This is a genomic window from Citrobacter sp. C5_2 (assembly GCF_014596845.2).
Lineage (GTDB): Bacteria > Pseudomonadota > Gammaproteobacteria > Enterobacterales > Enterobacteriaceae > Citrobacter > Citrobacter werkmanii.
Genome location: NZ_CP115032.1, coordinates 1894153 through 1912951, shown reverse-complemented (window position 1 = coordinate 1912951; position 18799 = coordinate 1894153). Strand labels below are relative to the sequence as shown.

The following is an 18799-nucleotide window of genomic DNA, read 5'->3' as shown; positions in this document are numbered from 1 at the left end:
TTCAGACGAATCCCGACAGTGTTTCATAATTCCTCCATTTTTCTCCCTTGTTCGCTGGCTAAACTAGTATCATTCCGCGAATCGTTTCAGGATGAGAAACTCATAACAATGAAAGGCAGTAACAAATCCCGCTGGGTGATAGCAATTGTGATCGTCGTGGCCGCCATCGCCGCATTCTGGTTCTGGCAAAGCCGCAGTGAACCCCAGGGAACCGCACCAGGCGCGACCAAACCAGCACAGCACTCGCCAGGGGCTGGGCGTCGTGGTATGCGTTCCGGGCCGTTGGCTCCCGTTCAGGCTGCCACCGCCACCGAGGAAGCCGTTCCACGTTATCTGACGGGGCTAGGCACCATTACTGCCGCCAATACCGCTACGGTGCGAAGCCGGGTAGATGGCCAGCTCATCGCGTTACACTTCGAGGAAGGGCAACAGGTAAAAGCTGGCGACCTGCTGGCAGAGATAGACCCCAGCCAGTTTAAAGTTGCTCTGGCTCAGGCGCAGGGGCAACTGGCAAAAGATAAAGCCACGCTGGCGAATGCCCGTCGCGACCTTGCGCGTTATCAGCAGTTGGTAAAAACCAATCTGGTCTCCCGCCAGGAGCTGGATGCCCAACAGGCGCTGGTAAATGAGACGTTAGGGACAATCAAAGCGGATGAAGCCAGCGTCGCCAGCGCCCAATTGCAGCTCGACTGGAGCCGTATAACTGCCCCTGTCGATGGTCGGGTCGGTTTGAAGCAGGTGGATGTTGGCAACCAGATTTCCAGCGGCGATACCACCGGTATCGTCGTCATTACACAAACCCATCCTATCGACCTGATATTTACCTTACCTGAAAACGACATCGCCACCGTGTTACGGGCGCAAAAATCGGGAAACCCGCTGAAAGTCGAAGCCTGGGACCGTACTAATTCGCAAAAACTGAGCGAAGGCGTCCTGCTGAGTCTCGACAATCAGATCGACACGAGCACCGGAACCATCAAAGTTAAGGCCCGGTTTAACAATCAGGATGATGCCTTATTCCCGAACCAGTTCGTTAACGCCCGCATGCTGGTCGATACGGAACAAAATGCCGTAGTCATCCCCACGGCCGCCCTGCAAATGGGTAATGAAGGTCACTTTGTCTGGGTGCTGAACAGCGACAATAAGGTGAGTAAACACCTGGTGAAACCGGGTATCCAGGATAGCCAGAAAGTGGTGATTACCGCCGGGCTGTCCGCAGGAGATCGCGTGGTGACCGACGGTATTGACCGCCTGACGGAAGGGGCAAAAGTTGAAGTCGTGGAGGGGCAAGACGCCTCAGTGACAGACGAGAAAACTGCGCCGCGCGGCTACGGCAAAAAAGGAGCTAACTCCTGATGCAGGTGTTACCACCCGGCAACTCAGGCGGCCCATCGCGCCTGTTTATTCTGCGCCCCGTCGCCACCACGCTGCTGATGGTCGCCATTTTGTTAGCCGGTATTATCGGTTATCGTTTCTTGCCGATTGCCGCCTTACCGGAAGTGGATTACCCCACTATTCAGGTCGTAACGCTCTACCCCGGCGCCAGCCCGGACGTCATGACCTCGGCAGTGACCGCGCCGCTTGAACGTCAGTTTGGACAGATGTCCGGCTTAAAACAGATGTCATCGCAAAGTTCCGGCGGCGCCTCGGTCGTGACATTGCAGTTTCAACTGACGCTCCCGCTGGATGTCGCCGAGCAGGAAGTACAGGCCGCAATTAACGCCGCGACCAATTTATTACCGGACGATCTGCCCAACCCGCCGGTTTACAGCAAGGTAAACCCGGCGGATCCACCAATCATGACGCTGGCTGTCACCTCCAGCGCCATGCCGATGACGCAGGTGGAAGATATGGTCGAAACCCGCGTCGCACAGAAAATCTCTCAGGTTTCCGGCGTGGGTCTGGTAACGCTTTCCGGTGGGCAACGTCCGGCCGTCCGCGTCAAGCTTAATGCGCAGGCCATTGCCGCGCTCGGTCTGACCAGCGAAACCATCCGTACGGCAATTACCGGCGCCAACGTCAACTCGGCCAAAGGCAGTCTTGATGGCCCAACGCGCGCCGTCACCCTCTCAGCTAACGACCAGATGCAGTCTGCAGATGAATATCGTCAGCTGATTATTGCCTATAAAAACGGTGCGCCGGTACGTCTGGGCGATGTCGCGACCGTGGAGCAAGGGGCAGAAAATAGCTGGCTGGGCGCATGGGCCAATAAGCAACAAGCCATTGTGATGAATGTTCAGCGCCAGCCTGGGGCAAACATCATTTCCACTGCTGACAGCATCCGCCAAATGCTGCCGCAACTCACTGAAAGCCTGCCTAAATCAGTAAAAGTCAGCGTGCTTTCGGATCGTACAACCAATATTCGTGCATCCGTAGCTGATACCCAGTTTGAGCTGATGCTGGCGATTGCGCTGGTTGTTATGATTATCTACCTGTTTCTGCGCAATATCCCGGCGACGATTATACCCGCGGTCGCCGTTCCGCTGTCGCTAATCGGCACCTTTGCGGTCATGGTATTTCTTGATTTCTCTATCAATAACCTGACCTTAATGGCGCTAACCATCGCCACCGGTTTTGTGGTGGATGACGCCATCGTGGTGATTGAGAACATTTCACGTTATATCGAAAAAGGCGAAAAACCGCTGACCGCCGCCCTGAAAGGTGCGGGCGAGATTGGTTTTACCATCATCTCTCTGACATTTTCGCTGATCGCCGTGCTGATCCCACTGTTGTTTATGGGCGATATTGTCGGGCGATTGTTCCGCGAGTTTGCCGTAACGCTGGCCGTGGCGATCCTGATTTCTGCGGTGGTGTCGCTCACCCTTACGCCGATGATGTGCGCCCGCATGCTCAGCCAGGCATCGTTACGTAAACAGAACCGCTTCTCTCGCGCTTCGGAACGGATGTTTGATCGCGTCATCGCCGGGTACGGCCACTGGCTGGCAAAGGTGCTCAACCATCCGTGGCTGACGCTCAGCGTGGCACTTGGCACGCTGGCGCTGAGCGTCATGCTGTGGATCTTTATTCCAAAAGGATTCTTCCCGGTACAGGATAACGGCATCATTCAGGGCACGCTGCAGGCACCGCAGTCCAGTTCGTTTGCCAGCATGGCCCAGCGTCAGCGTCAGGTTTCAGATGTCATCCTGCAAGATCCGGCGGTTGAGAGCCTGACCGCTTTTGTTGGCGTGGACGGCACCAATCCGGCATTAAACAGCGCACGTATGCAAATCAACCTTAAGCCACTGGATGAACGTGACGATCGCGTGCAGAAAGTGATCGCGCGGTTACAAGAGGCAGTAAACAACGTTCCCGGCGTCGACCTCTATCTTCAGCCTACGCAGGACCTGACGATTGACACTCAGGTCAGCCGGACGCAATATCAATTCACGCTGCAAGCAACCTCCCTGGATGCGCTCAGCACCTGGGTTCCCCAACTGTTGGAAAAGCTACAACAGCTTCCGCAGGTGTCTGATGTCAGCAGTGACTGGCAGGACAAAGGGCTGGTAGCCTATGTGAACGTCAATCGCGACAGCGCCAGCCGTTTAGGCATCAGCATGGCGGATGTCGATAACGCCCTGTACAACGCCTTCGGCCAGCGCCTGATTTCAACCATCTATACGCAGGCAAACCAGTATCGCGTCGTGTTAGAACATGACACCAACACGACGCCAGGGCTTGCGGCCATGGACACTGTTCGTCTGACCAGTAGCGACGGCGGCGTGGTGCCGCTCAGCGCTATCGCCAGCATTGAACAGCGTTTTGCCCCACTGTCGATTAACCATCTCGATCAGTTCCCGGTGACAACCATCTCGTTCAATGTGCCAGACGACTATTCATTGGGCGATGCGGTACAGGCGATTCTGGATGCCGAAAAAACGCTTAACCTGCCAGCGAACATTACCACCCAGTTCCAGGGCAGTACGTTGGCCTTCCAGGCCGCGTTGGGCAACACTATCTGGCTAATTGTGGCAGCGGTTGTCGCGATGTATATCGTACTCGGCGTGCTGTATGAAAGCTTTATTCACCCGATTACCATTCTCTCCACGCTGCCCACGGCAGGCGTTGGCGCACTGCTGGCGTTAATGATTGCCGGCAGCGAACTGGACGTCATTGCGATTATCGGCATTATTTTGCTCATCGGTATCGTCAAGAAAAACGCCATCATGATGATCGACTTTGCCCTGGCCGCAGAGCGCGAACAGGGTATGGCGCCGCGTGAAGCTATTTTCCAGGCCTGTCTACTGCGTTTTCGCCCGATCCTGATGACCACGCTGGCGGCGCTGCTGGGCGCGTTGCCCCTGATGTTAAGTACCGGCGTGGGTGCTGAATTACGCCGTCCATTAGGGATTGGTATGGTCGGTGGTCTGCTGTTAAGCCAGGTATTAACGCTGTTCACCACCCCGGTGATTTATCTGCTGTTTGATCGTTTGTCGCTGTATGTGAAAAGCCGTTTCCCACGTCAGGAAGAGGAAGCGTAAATGAAATTTTTCGCGCTTTTCATTCATCGTCCGGTGGCGACTATTCTCATTTCTGTGGCCATCACTCTGTGCGGCATACTGGGCTTTCGTCTGCTGCCGGTGGCCCCGCTGCCGCAGGTGGATTTCCCGGTGATTATGGTTAGCGCCTCATTACCCGGCGCATCTCCTGAAACGATGGCCTCCTCCGTCGCCACCCCGCTGGAGCGCTCTCTGGGCCGCATCGCGGGCGTGAATGAAATGACCTCAAGCAGTTCGCTTGGCAGCACACGCATTATTCTCGAATTTAATTTCGACCGTGACATCAACGGCGCTGCGCGAGACGTTCAGGCCGCGATTAACGCCGCACAAAGCCTGCTACCAAGCGGAATGCCCAGTCGCCCAACGTACCGCAAAGCCAACCCTTCCGACGCGCCGATTATGATCCTGACGCTCACTTCTGATACGTATTCTCAGGGTGAGTTGTACGATTTCGCCTCGACCCAACTGGCGCAAACCATCGCGCAAATCGACGGCGTCGGTGACGTGGATGTGGGAGGCAGTTCTCTGCCCGCCGTGCGTGTAGGACTCAACCCGCAAGCGTTGTTTAACCAGGGAGTCTCACTCGACGACGTGCGTAGCGCAATTGATAACGCCAACGTGCGTAAGCCGCAGGGAGCTATCGAGAGTGAAACACATCGTTGGCAGGTACAAACCAACGATGAGCTAAAAACGGCAGCCGAATACCAACCCATTATCATCCACTACAATAACGGCGCTGCGGTGAGGTTAGGTGACGTTGCGTCGGTGAGCGACTCGGTGCAGGACGTGCGCAATGCGGGGATGACCAATGCCAAACCGGCCATCCTGCTGATGATCCGCAAACTACCGGAAGCCAATATCATTCAGACGGTAGACAGCATCCGGGCCAAACTACCGGAGTTACAAGCCCTGGTCCCGGCCGCCATCGACCTGCAAATTGCCCAGGACCGCTCTCCGACCATTCGCGCCTCGCTGGAGGAAGTTGAACAGACGCTGATTATCTCTGTGGCGCTGGTCATCCTGGTGGTCTTTGTCTTTCTGCGTTCCGGACGCGCAACACTTATCCCCGCCGTCGCGGTTCCGGTCTCGCTAATCGGCACATTTGCCGCCATGTATTTGTGCGGATTCAGCCTGAACAACCTGTCGTTAATGGCGCTAACCATTGCCACGGGTTTTGTCGTCGATGACGCCATCGTGGTACTGGAAAATATTGCCCGCCATCTGGAAGCCGGAATGAAACCACTTCAGGCAGCGTTACAAGGCACGCGCGAAGTCGGTTTTACGGTGCTCTCCATGAGCCTGTCACTGGTAGCAGTGTTTCTGCCGCTGCTGCTGATGGGCGGCCTGCCGGGGCGGCTGTTACGCGAATTTGCCGTCACGCTGTCGGTTGCCATCGGCATTTCCCTGCTGGTGTCGCTGACATTAACGCCAATGATGTGCGGCTGGATGCTTAAATCCAGCGCCCCGCGCGCCCAGACGCGTAAGCGGGGATTTGGTCGCGTGTTGGTAGCGCTGCAACAGAGTTACGGCACATCGCTTAAATGGGTACTGCGCCATACGCGCCTGGTGGGCGTGGTATTACTCGGTACCATTGCGCTGAACATTTGGCTCTACATTTCCATCCCGAAAACCTTCTTCCCTGAGCAGGATACAGGCGTATTGATGGGTGGGATCCAGGCTGACCAAAGCATCTCTTTCCAGGCGATGCGCGGCAAACTGCAGGACTTTATGCAGATCATCCGCGACGATCCGGCGGTGAATAATGTCACTGGCTTCACCGGCGGTTCCCGGGTCAATAGCGGGATGATGTTTATTACCCTCAAGCCACGCGATGAACGCCGTGAAAGCGCGCAACAGGTGATCGACCGCCTGCGCGTCGCGCTGGCAAAAGAGCCGGGCGCGAATCTGTTTCTGATGGCAGTGCAGGATATTCGCGTCGGTGGACGCCAGGCCAACGCCAGCTATCAGTACACACTGCTGTCCGACGATCTGGCGGCGCTGCGTGAATGGGAACCTAAAATTCGTAAGGCGTTAGCCGCCCTGCCCCAACTGGCGGACGTCAACTCCGATCAGCAGGACAATGGCGCGGAGATGAATCTGATTTACGATCGCGACACCATGTCCCGTCTGGGAATCGATGTTGCCGCCGCCAACAGCCTGTTGAATAACGCTTTCGGGCAACGGCAGATTTCGACAATTTATCAGCCTATGAACCAGTACAAAGTCGTGATGGAGGTCGATCGGCGCTATACCCAGGACATCAGCGCGCTGGACAAAATGTTCGTCATCAACAATGACGGTAAGGCGATCCCGTTATCGTACTTTGCCAAATGGCAACCGGCGAATGCTCCGCTGTCGGTGAATCATCAGGGCTTGTCCGCCGCGTCAACGGTGTCGTTTAACCTGCCGACGGGCTCTTCACTTTCTGAAGCGACAGAGGCCATCAACAGGACGATGACCCAGCTTGGCGTGCCCTCAACGGTTCGCGGTAGTTTTGCTGGTACCGCGCAGGTCTTTCAGGACACCATGAACTCGCAGGTGATCCTGATTATCGCGGCCATCGCAACGGTCTACATCGTGTTAGGTATGCTGTATGAAAGTTATGTTCACCCTCTGACTATTCTTTCCACACTGCCTTCAGCGGGCGTCGGGGCGTTACTGGCACTGGAGCTATTCAATGCCCCGTTCAGCCTAATCGCCCTGATAGGGATCATGCTATTAATTGGTATTGTGAAGAAAAACGCCATCATGATGGTCGATTTTGCGTTGGAAGCGCAGAGAAACGGTAAGTTGCAACCGGAGGAAGCCATTTTCCAGGCTTGCCTGTTACGCTTTCGCCCAATAATGATGACCACGCTGGCTGCGCTGTTTGGCGCGCTGCCGCTGGTGTTATCCGCAGGTGATGGCTCCGAACTGCGCCAGCCATTAGGGATCACCATCGTCGGCGGGCTGGTAGTGAGTCAACTCCTGACGCTGTACACCACGCCCGTGGTGTATCTCTTTTTCGACCGTCTGCGTCTGCGTTTTTCGCGTAAAAATAGCAAACCGGTAGCCGAGTTATGACAGAACTTCCCGACAGCACCCGCTGGCAACTTTGGATTGTGGCATTTGGCTTTTTTATGCAGTCGCTGGATACCACCATCGTCAATACCGCGCTTCCTTCGATGGCCGCCAGCCTCGGAGAAAGCCCGTTACATATGCATATGGTCATTGTGTCGTATGTATTAACCGTTGCCGTAATGCTGCCTGCCAGCGGATGGCTGGCCGATAAAGTTGGCGTGCGCAATATCTTCTTCACCGCCATCATCCTGTTTACGCTTGGCTCACTGTTTTGCGCGTGGTCCGGCACGCTCAACGAGCTGGTGATGGCGCGCGTCTTACAAGGCGTTGGCGGCGCGATGATGGTGCCGGTTGGCAGGCTAACGGTGATGAAAATCGTCCCGCGTGAGCAATATATGGCGGCGATGACGTTTGTCACGTTACCCGGTCAGATTGGCCCATTGTTGGGTCCGGCGTTAGGCGGCGTTCTGGTTGAGTATGCCTCCTGGCACTGGATATTTTTGCTGAACATTCCGGTTGGTATTGTTGGCGCGATAGCAACGTTAATGCTGATGCCCAACTACACGATGCAAACGCGACGCTTTGATCTTTCGGGATTCGCGATGCTGGCGGTCGGCATGGCGGTGCTAACGGTGGCGCTCGATGGCAGTAAAGGAACCGGCATCTCCGGTATTACGCTGGCAGCGCTGGTTATCTGCGGGGTGTTGGCTATTGCGCTGTATCTGAAACACGCCCATCGTAATCCACGCGCGCTGTTTAGTTTGAATCTGTTTCACACACCAACCTTCTCGTTAGGTCTGCTCGGCAGTTTTGCCGGACGCATCGGCAGCGGTATGCTGCCGTTTATGACGCCGGTGTTTTTACAGATTGGCCTCGGTTTTTCACCTTTTCATGCCGGGCTGATGATGGTCCCGATGGTGCTCGGCAGTATGAGCATGAAGCGCATTGTGGTACAGGTCGTTAACCGCTTTGGCTACCGTCGCGTACTGATCGCCACAACGCTTGGCCTGTCGCTGGTCAGCCTGTTGCTGATGACCACCGCGCTGCTCGGCTGGTATTACGCCCTGCCCTTGGTGCTGTTCTTACAGGGAATGGTCAACTCAACGCGTTTTTCGTCCATGAATACCCTTACGCTTAAAGACCTGCCAGACGATCTCGCCAGCAGCGGCAACAGCCTGCTGTCGATGATCATGCAATTGTCGATGAGTATCGGGGTGACTATCGCTGGCCTGTTGCTAGGTATGTTTGGCCAGCAGCATATCGACAGCGGCAGTACGCATACCGTCTTTATGTATACCTGGCTGTGCATTGCATTCATTATTGCGCTGCCCGCCATTATTTTTGCCCGCGTGCCGAACGACACGCAAACTAACGCGGTGATTTCACGGCGCAGAAGGAGCACCTGATGAAGTTCTGGCGGCCCGGTATTACCGGCAAACTGTTTCTGGCGATTTTCGCCACCTGCATCGTGTTGCTGATCAGTATGCACTGGGCCGTACGCATTAGCTTCGAACGGGGTTTTATTGACTATATCAAACACGGTAACGAGCAGCGTCTGCAAATGCTCAGCGACGCGTTGAGCGAGCAGTATGAGCAGCATGGCAACTGGCGGTTCTTACGCAATAACGATCGTTTTGTTTTTCAGATCCTGCGCTCATTTGAACACGACAACGACGATGATAAACCCGGTCCCGGCATGCCGCCGCACGGCTGGCGTACCCAATTTTGGGTTGTTGATCAAAACGCTCGCGTGTTGGTCGGCCCGCGCGCTCCGGTCCCTCACGACGGTATGCGCCATCCTATCCGCGTCAACGGTAGCGAAGTGGGTGCCGTGATTGCCTCTCCCGTAGAGCGCTTAACGCGAAATACGGATATCAATTTCGACATGCAGCAAAGACGCTCCAGTTGGCTTATCGTCGCGCTCTCCACAATTCTGGCGGCGCTGGCAACGTTTACGCTGGCGCGCAGCCTGTTGGCCCCGGTCAAGCGACTGGTGGAAGGCACGCATAAACTGGCGGCAGGCGATTTCACTACCCGCGTTGCGCCGACCAGTACCGATGAGCTGGGCAAACTGGCGCAAGACTTCAACCAGCTTGCCAGTACACTGGAAAAAAACCAGCAGATGCGGCGTGACTTTATGGCCGATATTTCTCACGAACTGCGTACGCCGTTGGCGGTGCTACGCGGCGAGCTGGAAGCCATTCAGGATGGCGTACGCCAGTTTACCCCTGACTCCATTACCTCTTTACAGGCAGAAGTCGCAACGCTCACCAAACTGGTGGACGATCTTCATCAGCTCTCCATGTCCGATGAAGGCGCGCTGGCCTATCAGAAAACATCGCTGGATCTTATTCCCCTGCTGGAAGTGGCAAGCGGTGCATTTCGTGAACGCTTTGCCAGTCGTGGATTGACGATACAACTTTCTCTCCCGGACAGCATGACGGTATTTGGCGACAGAGATCGTCTGATGCAATTATTCAACAATCTGCTGGAAAACAGCCTGCGCTATACCGACAGCGGCGGTGGGCTGCATATCAGCGCCGAACAACGTGAACGCATGGTGTTATTAACCTTCGCGGATTCCGCTCCCGGCGTGAGTGAAGAACAATTGCATAAGCTGTTTGAACGGTTTTATCGCACCGAAGGCTCGCGTAACCGCGCCAGCGGAGGTTCCGGCTTGGGGCTGGCGATTTGCGTCAATATCGTCCAGGCGCATAATGGTCTGATCCACGCCGCCCATTCGCCTTTTGGCGGGGTTAGCATTACAGTAGAGCTACCGCTCGAACGCGATTTACAGAGAGATGTATGACAGAGTTACCCATTGATGAAAACACGCCGCGTATTCTGATCGTGGAAGACGAACCCAAGCTGGGACAACTGCTTATCGACTATCTGCGGGCGGCAAGCTACGCGCCTACGCTCATCAGCCATGGCGATCTGGTTCTGCCTTACGTACGTCAAACGCCGCCCGATCTGATCTTATTGGATCTGATGCTGCCCGGCACCGATGGCCTGACCCTGTGTCGTGAAATTCGCCGTTTCTCTGAAGTTCCCATCATGATGGTAACCGCAAAAATCGAAGAGATTGATCGCCTGCTGGGACTGGAGATTGGTGCGGATGATTATATTTGTAAACCCTACAGCCCGCGCGAAGTCGTCGCTCGCGTGAAGACGATCCTGCGTCGTTGTAAACCTCAGCGCGAACTGCAACAAATGGATGCAGACAGCCCGCTGATTGTCGACGAAAGTCGTTTTCAGGCGTCGTGGCGGGGGAAAATGCTCGACTTAACGCCCGCGGAATTCCGCTTACTCAAAACGCTGTCACATGAGCCGGGAAAAGTGTTCTCCCGCGAGCAGTTGCTCAACCATCTGTATGACGATTACCGCGTCGTTACCGATCGAACCATCGACAGCCATATTAAGAACCTGCGACGCAAGCTGGAATCGCTGGATGCGGAGCAGTCATTTATCCGCGCGGTGTATGGCGTAGGGTATCGCTGGGAAGCCGATGCGTGCCGAATTGCGTAATCAGCGATAGTCCAAATGATATCGGGTAAGGCGAAGCGACCACCAGCACAATGACTTTACCTGCCCGCCCCTCAGCGCTACAATGCCCGCCCTTAATATGGGGGCACTCCCCTAACCGCCTCATTAAGTGAGGCGAGTCTGACCTGTCATCAGAACGAGATAATTATGTTTAAACCGGAACTCCTTTCCCCGGCGGGAACGCTGAAAAATATGCGTTACGCTTTCGCCTATGGCGCAGATGCTGTCTATGCGGGCCAACCGCGTTATTCACTGCGCGTACGCAACAACGAATTCAACCACGAAAACCTGCAGCTCGGCATTAATGAAGCCCATGAACTGGGTAAAAAATTCTATGTGGTGGTTAACATCGCGCCGCACAATGCCAAGCTGAAAACCTTCATTCGTGATCTGAAACCGGTGGTGGAAATGGGGCCGGATGCGCTGATCATGTCGGACCCGGGTCTGATTATGCTGGTGCGCGAGAACTTCCCTGACATGGATATTCACCTGTCGGTGCAGGCTAACGCCGTTAACTGGGCGACGGTCAAATTCTGGAAGCAGATGGGGCTGACCCGCGTGATCCTGTCTCGCGAACTGTCGCTGGAAGAAATTGAAGAGATCCGTACTCAGGTGCCCGATATGGAGATTGAGATCTTCGTTCACGGCGCATTGTGCATGGCCTATTCCGGGCGCTGCCTGCTCTCTGGTTACATCAACAAGCGCGACCCGAACCAGGGCACCTGTACCAATGCCTGCCGCTGGGAATACAACGTGCAGGAAGGGAAAGAAGACGTGGTGGGCAATATCGTTCACAAGTATGAGCCGATCCCGGTACAAAACGTCGAACCCACGCTGGGTATTGGCGCGCCGACAGATAAAGTTTTTATGATTGAAGAAGCCCAGCGACCGGGTGAGTACATGACCGCGTTCGAAGACGAACACGGCACTTACATCATGAACTCGAAGGATTTGCGTGCCATTGCCCACGTTGAACGTCTGACGCAGATGGGCGTGCATTCGCTGAAGATCGAAGGCCGTACCAAGTCATACTATTATTGTGCACGTACCGCGCAGGTTTATCGCAAAGCGATTGATGATGCCGCTGCCGGCAAACCGTTCGACCCGCAACTGCTGGAGACGCTGGAAGGTCTGGCACATCGCGGTTACACCGAAGGATTCCTGCGCCGCCATACGCATGACGACTATCAGAACTACGAATACGGTTTCTCTGTGTCGGAGCGTCAGCAGTTTGTTGGCGAATTTACCGGCGAACGTAAAGGCGAACTTGCAGCCGTACTGGTGAAAAACAAATTCACCGTCGGCGACAGCCTGGAGTTGATGACCCCACAGGGCAATATCAACTTTACCCTTGAGCAGATGGAAAACGCGAAAGGCGAAGCCATGCCGGTTGCTCCGGGCGATGGTTACACCGTGTGGATGCCGGTACCTGAGGATATCGATCTGAATTATGCCTTGTTAATGCGTAATTTTGCCGGTGAGTCCACGCGCAACCCGCATGCTAAGTAGTTAATTACGGTTATTTTTCAGCGATCGGAAGATTCTTAGAAATCGATCACATACCGTTTCGTTCATTAAGGGTATTATCCCACCCGCTGAAAAACATAACCCATAAATGCTAGCTGTACCAGGAACCACCTCCTTAGCCTGCGTAATCTCCCTTACGCAGGCTTATTTTTTTACTTAACACCATGAAATAAAAGGATTTATTTCAATAAACGTCCACATAACGACCACATCAGTAGCTAAAATCCCGCACTAGCGGGATTTTTACGAACATAGAAGAGAGTTTCAATCATGGAAATCTCCTATCCTTCAGAACAGGAATTGAAAGATTTTTTAATCTCGCTTTATGCTCATTCACAAGCAGAACAACAACTAAAAGAGCATAATAAAAAAACAGTAACCCAGTAGACGAGTTTCAAGAACGTCTGAAAAAGGTCACACCAGAGCTTTTTGCAGAATATCTCGCATCGAAAGGAATTGAGCAAAAATGTCAGATGTGCCGCCATGAAAAGTTTGCTGTCCCAGAAAGTGGCGTTCTGATAAGAAGTGCACTCCCAGAAAACTACTGATCTTTACCAGATGATGAAAAAAGCAAATCATTCAACAAGATAGTCCGCACTTTTGTCACACTAATAACATTAGGTTCAGATAAATTCAGTGACATCCTACATAAAACTTATTTCCCCACTCATTGTATGAACTGTGGCTATCTAAATCTCTATCGTGCTCGTTCGGTACTGAACTGGATTGATAACAAAAATAAAGAGGCTCGAGAGGATGCGTGATAAACTTAAGGAAGAGACAGTGGTCAATCTTGACTCATACCGAGAAAGAGAATTGCCCAAAATCACTCCTTTTGGCGGTGGTAGTGGAGGTGGCGGAATGGCTGAAGATTTAGAGCAAAGAGTTAAAAAACTTGAAGAGGACGTTACGGAAATCCGCGTCAACATCGCAACCTTAACTACTCGTTCCGAAAATTTTGCAACTAAATCTGATATTTCAGATTTACGTACGACAATGCAGAAAGAGTTACGCAATCAGACTCTTGCATTCTGCACTCTTTTACTTGCCGCCGTAGCAGCCGTTACTGGTATAATTTCCTACCTCAAATAAACTAAGAGTAAACGCCCAGTTTACCCGGGCGCTTACCACTTACAAATATTAAAATATGCGAGTCAGGTTAGCTCTTGCGAACAGCCACGTTATAAATAGCATCTAGATTTCTGAATATATCACTATTAGTAAATTTTGGAGTGGTATTACAGTGTCCATTTTCAAGTTTAATTTGACATGGAATAGATTCTGCCCTATCTCGTATTTTTTCCAACATTTCTGATGTTACTTTATGCATATGCTCCATACCAAGCGGAAATGAAAAACGTACACTTTTTCTAACCTCAGTACCGACTATACTATCAAACACTATATCAGACGACGCTGACTCCAACATCAATTCTGGACGTCTGGCGTGAGGTTTTTTCTCCAGCATAGAACTCAGTAATATTTCAGTAAATATCCATGGCGAACTTGTTTTAAACCCATCATTAACATTATTAACCGAATTTACAGTATTAATAAAGAAAAGAGAGTCTGCAGAATCAATCATTTTTGTTAATGCAGATGATAATATCAAATTAAGGCTACCAGCCAGCTTATTACATTCCTCATATTGATAAGTGTTTTCTTTACCTTCAATAGGGTTAAACTTCTTATTCAGCTCCAACATTGCATCATCTAAATACCCCCAAACCTCTGAGTCTATGAAGGATTTTATACCAAACTTCTTATATAAGAAGTTTGCCAAAGCAACTGCTTTTTGTTTATCTTGATGACTATGTGATATAAAAATATGAGCATTAGTTTTAGGAAACCAATTTTCAATAAAATCATCATAGTCCACCTCACCAATCAATTCACTACCATTTTTTTTAGTTGTGGTATTGGTAATTTTCAATACAGGATTTTCCAATTTTAACTTAGGATCTAATTCTTGATTATACTTAGAATCTTTAATCAAAAATGAATTATCATTAATATCAAAATCGAGCGCATAAAGCATATCATAATCCTTTACTAAGACATTGCAAAAAAAGCCATAATAATCACAAATAATGGTATATGGAATGACAGAATTGTTCTGGAAAATAGTGAATCCGTATATTTCAACGTCTCAAAACTTTCTAATTCCTTGTATTGCGTCGGGTTAACCCTAAAAAAATTGACACCTTCATCATCGAATTTCTTTTCAGACAAAATATTATACACTTTTCTGAATATTCTTTCTTGCTGTAAGTAATAAGCGTCAAGAAGGAAAAAAGAAATTGAAGTTACTATCAACGCCCAAAAAATAGCGTTTCCATAATGGGTAACATCTTTCTTTAAAGCAATAACCCCTATAAATATAGTTAAATCCCAACCTTTAATATAAAAAGAATTAGATGCCATTCTAGATATAATTGACTGAAGAAAACCTAAGCCCGCGATTTTTGCATCTAAATTATTCATACAAGCCTCTATAAATCATATCAAACTGTTATTTATAGCATAAATGATACCCTGTACAACAAAGAAAACCAAATTTCCCAATCTACCTCCGAGCACATTGACATAATGAGAACATTAATTATTTTATATGCAACATTTAGAATGTTATTAATTTATAATAAATAGCACTTGCTACCTTAACATCTCCTTAGCCTTACACCAAAAATGACTAATTGCAGTCACCTCATTGCAGTAATTTGATGCGGTCATCGGAAAACTGTCACAATCATCACGCATCCTGAAATCATACATTAACCATATGATTATTATAAATAAATGTTGTGACGGTAAAACCATCACAAAACGTAACGTAAACCGTCACACCCAATAAATTCAGTAAGTTATAAAACAGAGTTGTGATGATCTAAGACCGTCACACTGTGATGCTGTTGTGATAGTTTTCAATACCACTATTTACTTATATATATCATATAAATAGATACTATTTTTAAAACTTGTAACGTTTGTGATGGTTTTCCGATGCCCCCCAAATTTTTGATAAAATCAGAATCGGTCGGAAATGATCCTGATTTGTTGGTAGTTTTGCATATCTAAGGGTTATCTGTTCCCTGATGCCTCATACCCGAAGTTCAGGCGCACAATGAAAGATGTAAAACCGGATCACTCACGCATTGCGTCACAGTTTTGCTACTCACTTTATGATTAACGGAGGGAGTATCATCACCTTGCAGAGAATACTGGGACATTCAGGGATAGAGCAGACAATGGTCTATGCGCACTTTGCCCCTGAGTATCTTCAGGATGCTGTTTCACTCAATCCGCTACGTGGTGGTGTTGACTCCCAGAGTGTCCACGCTTGAATGATTTATAGTGGCTTTCAGTGGTCTTGCGTGCCGCGCGAATGCGCATTCCACCGCTGAAAGCCCATGTTACTTCCCCCGAAAAACGCCCTTACGCAGGCTTATTTTTTGCCTGCTGGTTTACGCCATCAATCCACAATAAACAACTTTGCTCCCGTTGCGGTTGATGAGCGATGCGCTTCTGCATGATCGGCCACCTGGTAACTCATACCTGGCTTTAGATCGAACGCGCGGCCATCTTCCAGTTCCGTGCGTAACTCACCTTCCAGACAAAACAGAACGTGTCCTTTCGAACACCAATGGTCGGCCAGATATCCCGGCGAATATTCGACAATTCGCACCCGAACATCACCGGCAAAAGCCACTTTCCATGTAGCATATCCAGACTCACCAGGATGCTGCTCGGGAATAACCTGCGACCAGTCGGTCACATGGAATGGAATATTGTCCAGTTTCATCATTTAGCTCCACGGTAAGTCGTCTTCAGACGAAAAAAAACCGGGCATTACGCCCGGCTCGTTAGAGACCAGAACTTAATGTGCGGCTTCTGGCTTGTGCTTTTGCGCACTCTGGAAACCATAGGTCAGCTCATTTTTCTCTTTATCCAACTCAACGGTTACCTGACCACCATCCACCAGCGAACCGAACAGCAGTTCGTTGGCCAATGGTTTTTTCAGGTTGTCCTGAACAACACGCGTCATCGGACGTGCACCCATCGCGCGGTCATAGCCTTTCTCAGCCAGCCAGTTACGTGCTTCCTGGCTTACTTCCAGTGAGACGCCTTTCTGATCCAGCTGTACCTGCAACTCGACAATAAACTTATCAACAACCTGATGAATCACCTCGGTAGAGAGATGGTCAAACCAGATAATATTGTCGAGACGGTTACGGAACTCCGGCGTAAACACTTTTTTGATTTCGCCCATCGCATCAGTGCTGTTGTCCTGATGAATAAGCCCAATCGATTTACGCTCGGTCTCACGTACCCCGGCGTTGGTGGTCATGACCAGCACCACGTTACGGAAGTCCGCCTTACGGCCATTATTGTCGGTCAGCGTACCGTTATCCATTACCTGCAGCAGCAGGTTAAAGACATCCGGGTGCGCTTTTTCGATTTCATCCAACAGCAGGACCGCATGCGGGTGCTTAATGACCGCGTCGGTCAGCAAACCGCCCTGGTCATAACCGACATATCCCGGGGGCGCACCAATCAGACGACTGACGGTGTGACGTTCCATATACTCGGACATATCAAAACGCAGCAGCTCAATGCCGAGCGCTTTGGACAGCTGCACCGTGACTTCGGTCTTACCAACGCCAGTCGGTCCGGCAAACAGGAATGAACCGACAGGTTTATGCTCATGGCCGAGACCGGCACGGCTCATTTTGATCGCTTCAGTCAGCGCCTCAATGGCTTTATCTTGTCCGAATACCAGCATTTTCAGACGGTTACCCAGATTTTTCAGCGTATCACGATCGCTCTGCGAGACGCTCTTCTCCGGGATACGCGCGATGCGGGCCACCACGGACTCAATATCGGCGACGTTAACGGTTTTCTTGCGTTTGCTGACCGGTAACAGACGCGCACGCGCCCCCGCTTCATCGATCACATCAATGGCTTTATCCGGCAGATGACGATCGTTGATGTATTTCACCGCCAGTTCGACCGCGGCACGCACTGCTTTCGCGGTGTAGCGAACGTCATGGTGCGCTTCGTATTTCGGTTTCAGACCGTTGATAATCTGCACGGTCTCTTCTACCGACGGCTCAGTGATATCAATTTTCTGGAAACGGCGCGCTAACGCCCGGTCCTTCTCAAAAATATTGCTGAATTCCTGATAGGTCGTGGAGCCTATCACACGGATTTTACCGCTGGAGAGCAGAGGCTTGATTAAGTTCGCCGCATCCACCTGGCCACCCGATGCCGCACCCGCACCGATAATGGTGTGGATCTCATCAATAAACAGGATGCTGTTGGTATCCTGTTCCAGCTGTTTCAGCAGCGCCTTAAAGCGTTTTTCAAAATCGCCGCGGTATTTGGTGCCCGCCAGCAGCGACCCGATATCCAGAGAGTAAAGGGTGCAGTCCGCCATAACTTCCGGCACGTCGCCCTGGACAATACGCCAGGCAAGGCCTTCGGCAATCGCGGTTTTACCGACGCCAGATTCACCCACCAACAGCGGGTTGTTTTTTCTACGGCGGCAGAGTACCTGAATGGCGCGCTCCAGCTCTTTTTCCCGGCCAATGAGCGGATCAATTCCACCCACACGGGCAAGCTGGTTAAGGTTAGTCGTGAAGTTCTCCATACGGTCCTCCCCGCCAGCTTGCTCTTCGTTATTTGGCTGATTCCCGGAGTCAGAAGACTGACTTGGTTCGTCTTTGCGCGTGCCATGAGAAATAAAATTCACCACGTCCAGACGACTCACTTCATGCTTACGCAGCAGATAGGCCGCCTGAGATTCCTGCTCGCTAAAGATAGCTACCAGAACATTTGCGCCGGTAACTTCATTGCGCCCGGAGGACTGAACATGAAAGACCGCACGTTGCAGTACACGCTGAAAACTCAACGTTGGCTGCGTGTCGCGCTCTTCTTCACTGGCAGGCAATACGGGTGTGGTTTGTTCAATGAAGGCTTCGAGTTCCTGACGGAGCGCCACCAGATCCACAGAACACGCTTCCAGCGCTTCGCGGGCCGATGGGTTACTGAGCAACGCCAGTAACAAGTGCTCGACGGTCATAAACTCATGTCGGTGCTCGCGCGCTCTGGCGAAAGCCATGTTTAAACTGAGTTCCAGTTCTTGATTGAGCATAGGCACCTCCCCCAAT

General features: G+C 51.4%; 13 protein-coding genes and 1 pseudogene. 10 read left to right on the top strand and 4 right to left on the bottom strand.

Translation table 11 applies throughout. The features are described 5' to 3' along the window. The first annotated feature begins 108 nt into the window (after window positions 1–108). The 9 genes from ICA20_RS09180 to ICA20_RS09140 all read left to right on the top strand — a co-directional run bounded on the left by ICA20_RS09180 (window position 109) and on the right by ICA20_RS09140 (window position 13721). Window positions 109–1356, top strand: a complete 1248-nt coding sequence (locus tag ICA20_RS09180; protein ID WP_038641818.1) for an MdtA/MuxA family multidrug efflux RND transporter periplasmic adaptor subunit — start codon at window positions 109–111, stop codon at window positions 1354–1356. Continuing rightward, window positions 1356–4478 carry an MdtB/MuxB family multidrug efflux RND transporter permease subunit gene (locus ICA20_RS09175; protein ID WP_038641821.1) on the top strand — a complete coding sequence of 1041 codons (3123 nt, stop codon included), beginning with the start codon at window positions 1356–1358 and terminating at the stop codon, window positions 4476–4478. Before ICA20_RS09180 ends, ICA20_RS09175 begins: the two co-directional genes overlap by 1 nt. Then, window positions 4479–7559: a multidrug efflux RND transporter permease subunit MdtC gene (gene mdtC, locus ICA20_RS09170; protein WP_038641823.1), complete on the top strand. Its 3081-nt coding sequence runs from the start codon at window positions 4479–4481 to the stop codon at window positions 7557–7559. Continuing rightward, window positions 7556–8962: an MFS transporter gene (locus ICA20_RS09165; RefSeq protein ID WP_038641826.1), complete on the top strand. Its 1407-nt coding sequence runs from the start codon at window positions 7556–7558 to the stop codon at window positions 8960–8962. The genes mdtC and ICA20_RS09165 overlap by 4 nt, the downstream gene beginning before the upstream one ends. Next, window positions 8962–10365 (top strand): two-component system sensor histidine kinase BaeS, encoded by a 1404-nt coding sequence (gene baeS / locus ICA20_RS09160; protein ID WP_038641829.1) that lies wholly within the window; start codon window positions 8962–8964, stop codon window positions 10363–10365. The genes ICA20_RS09165 and baeS overlap by 1 nt, the downstream gene beginning before the upstream one ends. Further along, complete coding sequence (gene baeR / locus ICA20_RS09155; protein WP_038641831.1) at window positions 10362–11084, top strand: two-component system response regulator BaeR; 723 nt, start codon at window positions 10362–10364, stop codon at window positions 11082–11084. Before baeS ends, baeR begins: the two co-directional genes overlap by 4 nt. Window positions 11085–11249: 165 nt before the next feature. After that, window positions 11250–12611, top strand: a complete 1362-nt coding sequence (gene yegQ / locus ICA20_RS09150; RefSeq protein ID WP_006683890.1) for a tRNA 5-hydroxyuridine modification protein YegQ — start codon at window positions 11250–11252, stop codon at window positions 12609–12611. A 605-nt stretch (window positions 12612–13216) separates the two neighbouring features. Further along, complete coding sequence (locus ICA20_RS09145) at window positions 13217–13393, top strand: zinc ribbon domain-containing protein (protein WP_306669594.1); 177 nt, start codon at window positions 13217–13219, stop codon at window positions 13391–13393. Beyond that, the gene (locus ICA20_RS09140) at window positions 13386–13721 is read left to right on the top strand and encodes a hypothetical protein (protein ID WP_038641833.1); all 336 of its coding nucleotides are present in this window, start codon (window positions 13386–13388) and stop codon (window positions 13719–13721) included. Before ICA20_RS09145 ends, ICA20_RS09140 begins: the two co-directional genes overlap by 8 nt. 67 nt (window positions 13722–13788) lie before the next feature. Here ICA20_RS09140 and ICA20_RS09135 read toward each other — a convergent pair whose 3' ends face one another. Together ICA20_RS09135 and ICA20_RS09130 are read right to left on the bottom strand one after the other, a co-directional pair. Next, complete coding sequence (locus ICA20_RS09135) at window positions 13789–14667, bottom strand: hypothetical protein (RefSeq protein WP_038641836.1); 879 nt, start codon at window positions 14665–14667, stop codon at window positions 13789–13791. A 14-nt stretch (window positions 14668–14681) separates the two neighbouring features. Then, window positions 14682–15113 (bottom strand): hypothetical protein, encoded by a 432-nt coding sequence (locus ICA20_RS09130; RefSeq protein ID WP_038641838.1) that lies wholly within the window; start codon window positions 15111–15113, stop codon window positions 14682–14684. 592 nt (window positions 15114–15705) lie between these two features. Between ICA20_RS09130 and ICA20_RS09125 the strand changes: the two are divergent. Beyond that, window positions 15706–15973: pseudogene (locus ICA20_RS09125) on the top strand (tyrosine-type recombinase/integrase); the annotation flags it as partial. A gap of 128 nt (window positions 15974–16101) precedes the next feature. On the opposite strand, the gene ICA20_RS09120 reads toward ICA20_RS09125, so the two are convergent. After that, on the bottom strand, window positions 16102–16431 hold the full coding sequence (locus ICA20_RS09120; RefSeq protein ID WP_032939562.1) for a DHCW motif cupin fold protein: 330 nt from the start codon (window positions 16429–16431) through the stop codon (window positions 16102–16104). 75 nt (window positions 16432–16506) lie between these two features. Beyond that, window positions 16507–18783, bottom strand: a complete 2277-nt coding sequence (gene clpA, locus ICA20_RS09115; protein ID WP_038641840.1) for an ATP-dependent Clp protease ATP-binding subunit ClpA — start codon at window positions 18781–18783, stop codon at window positions 16507–16509. Window positions 18784–18799: the final 16 nt, after the last annotated feature.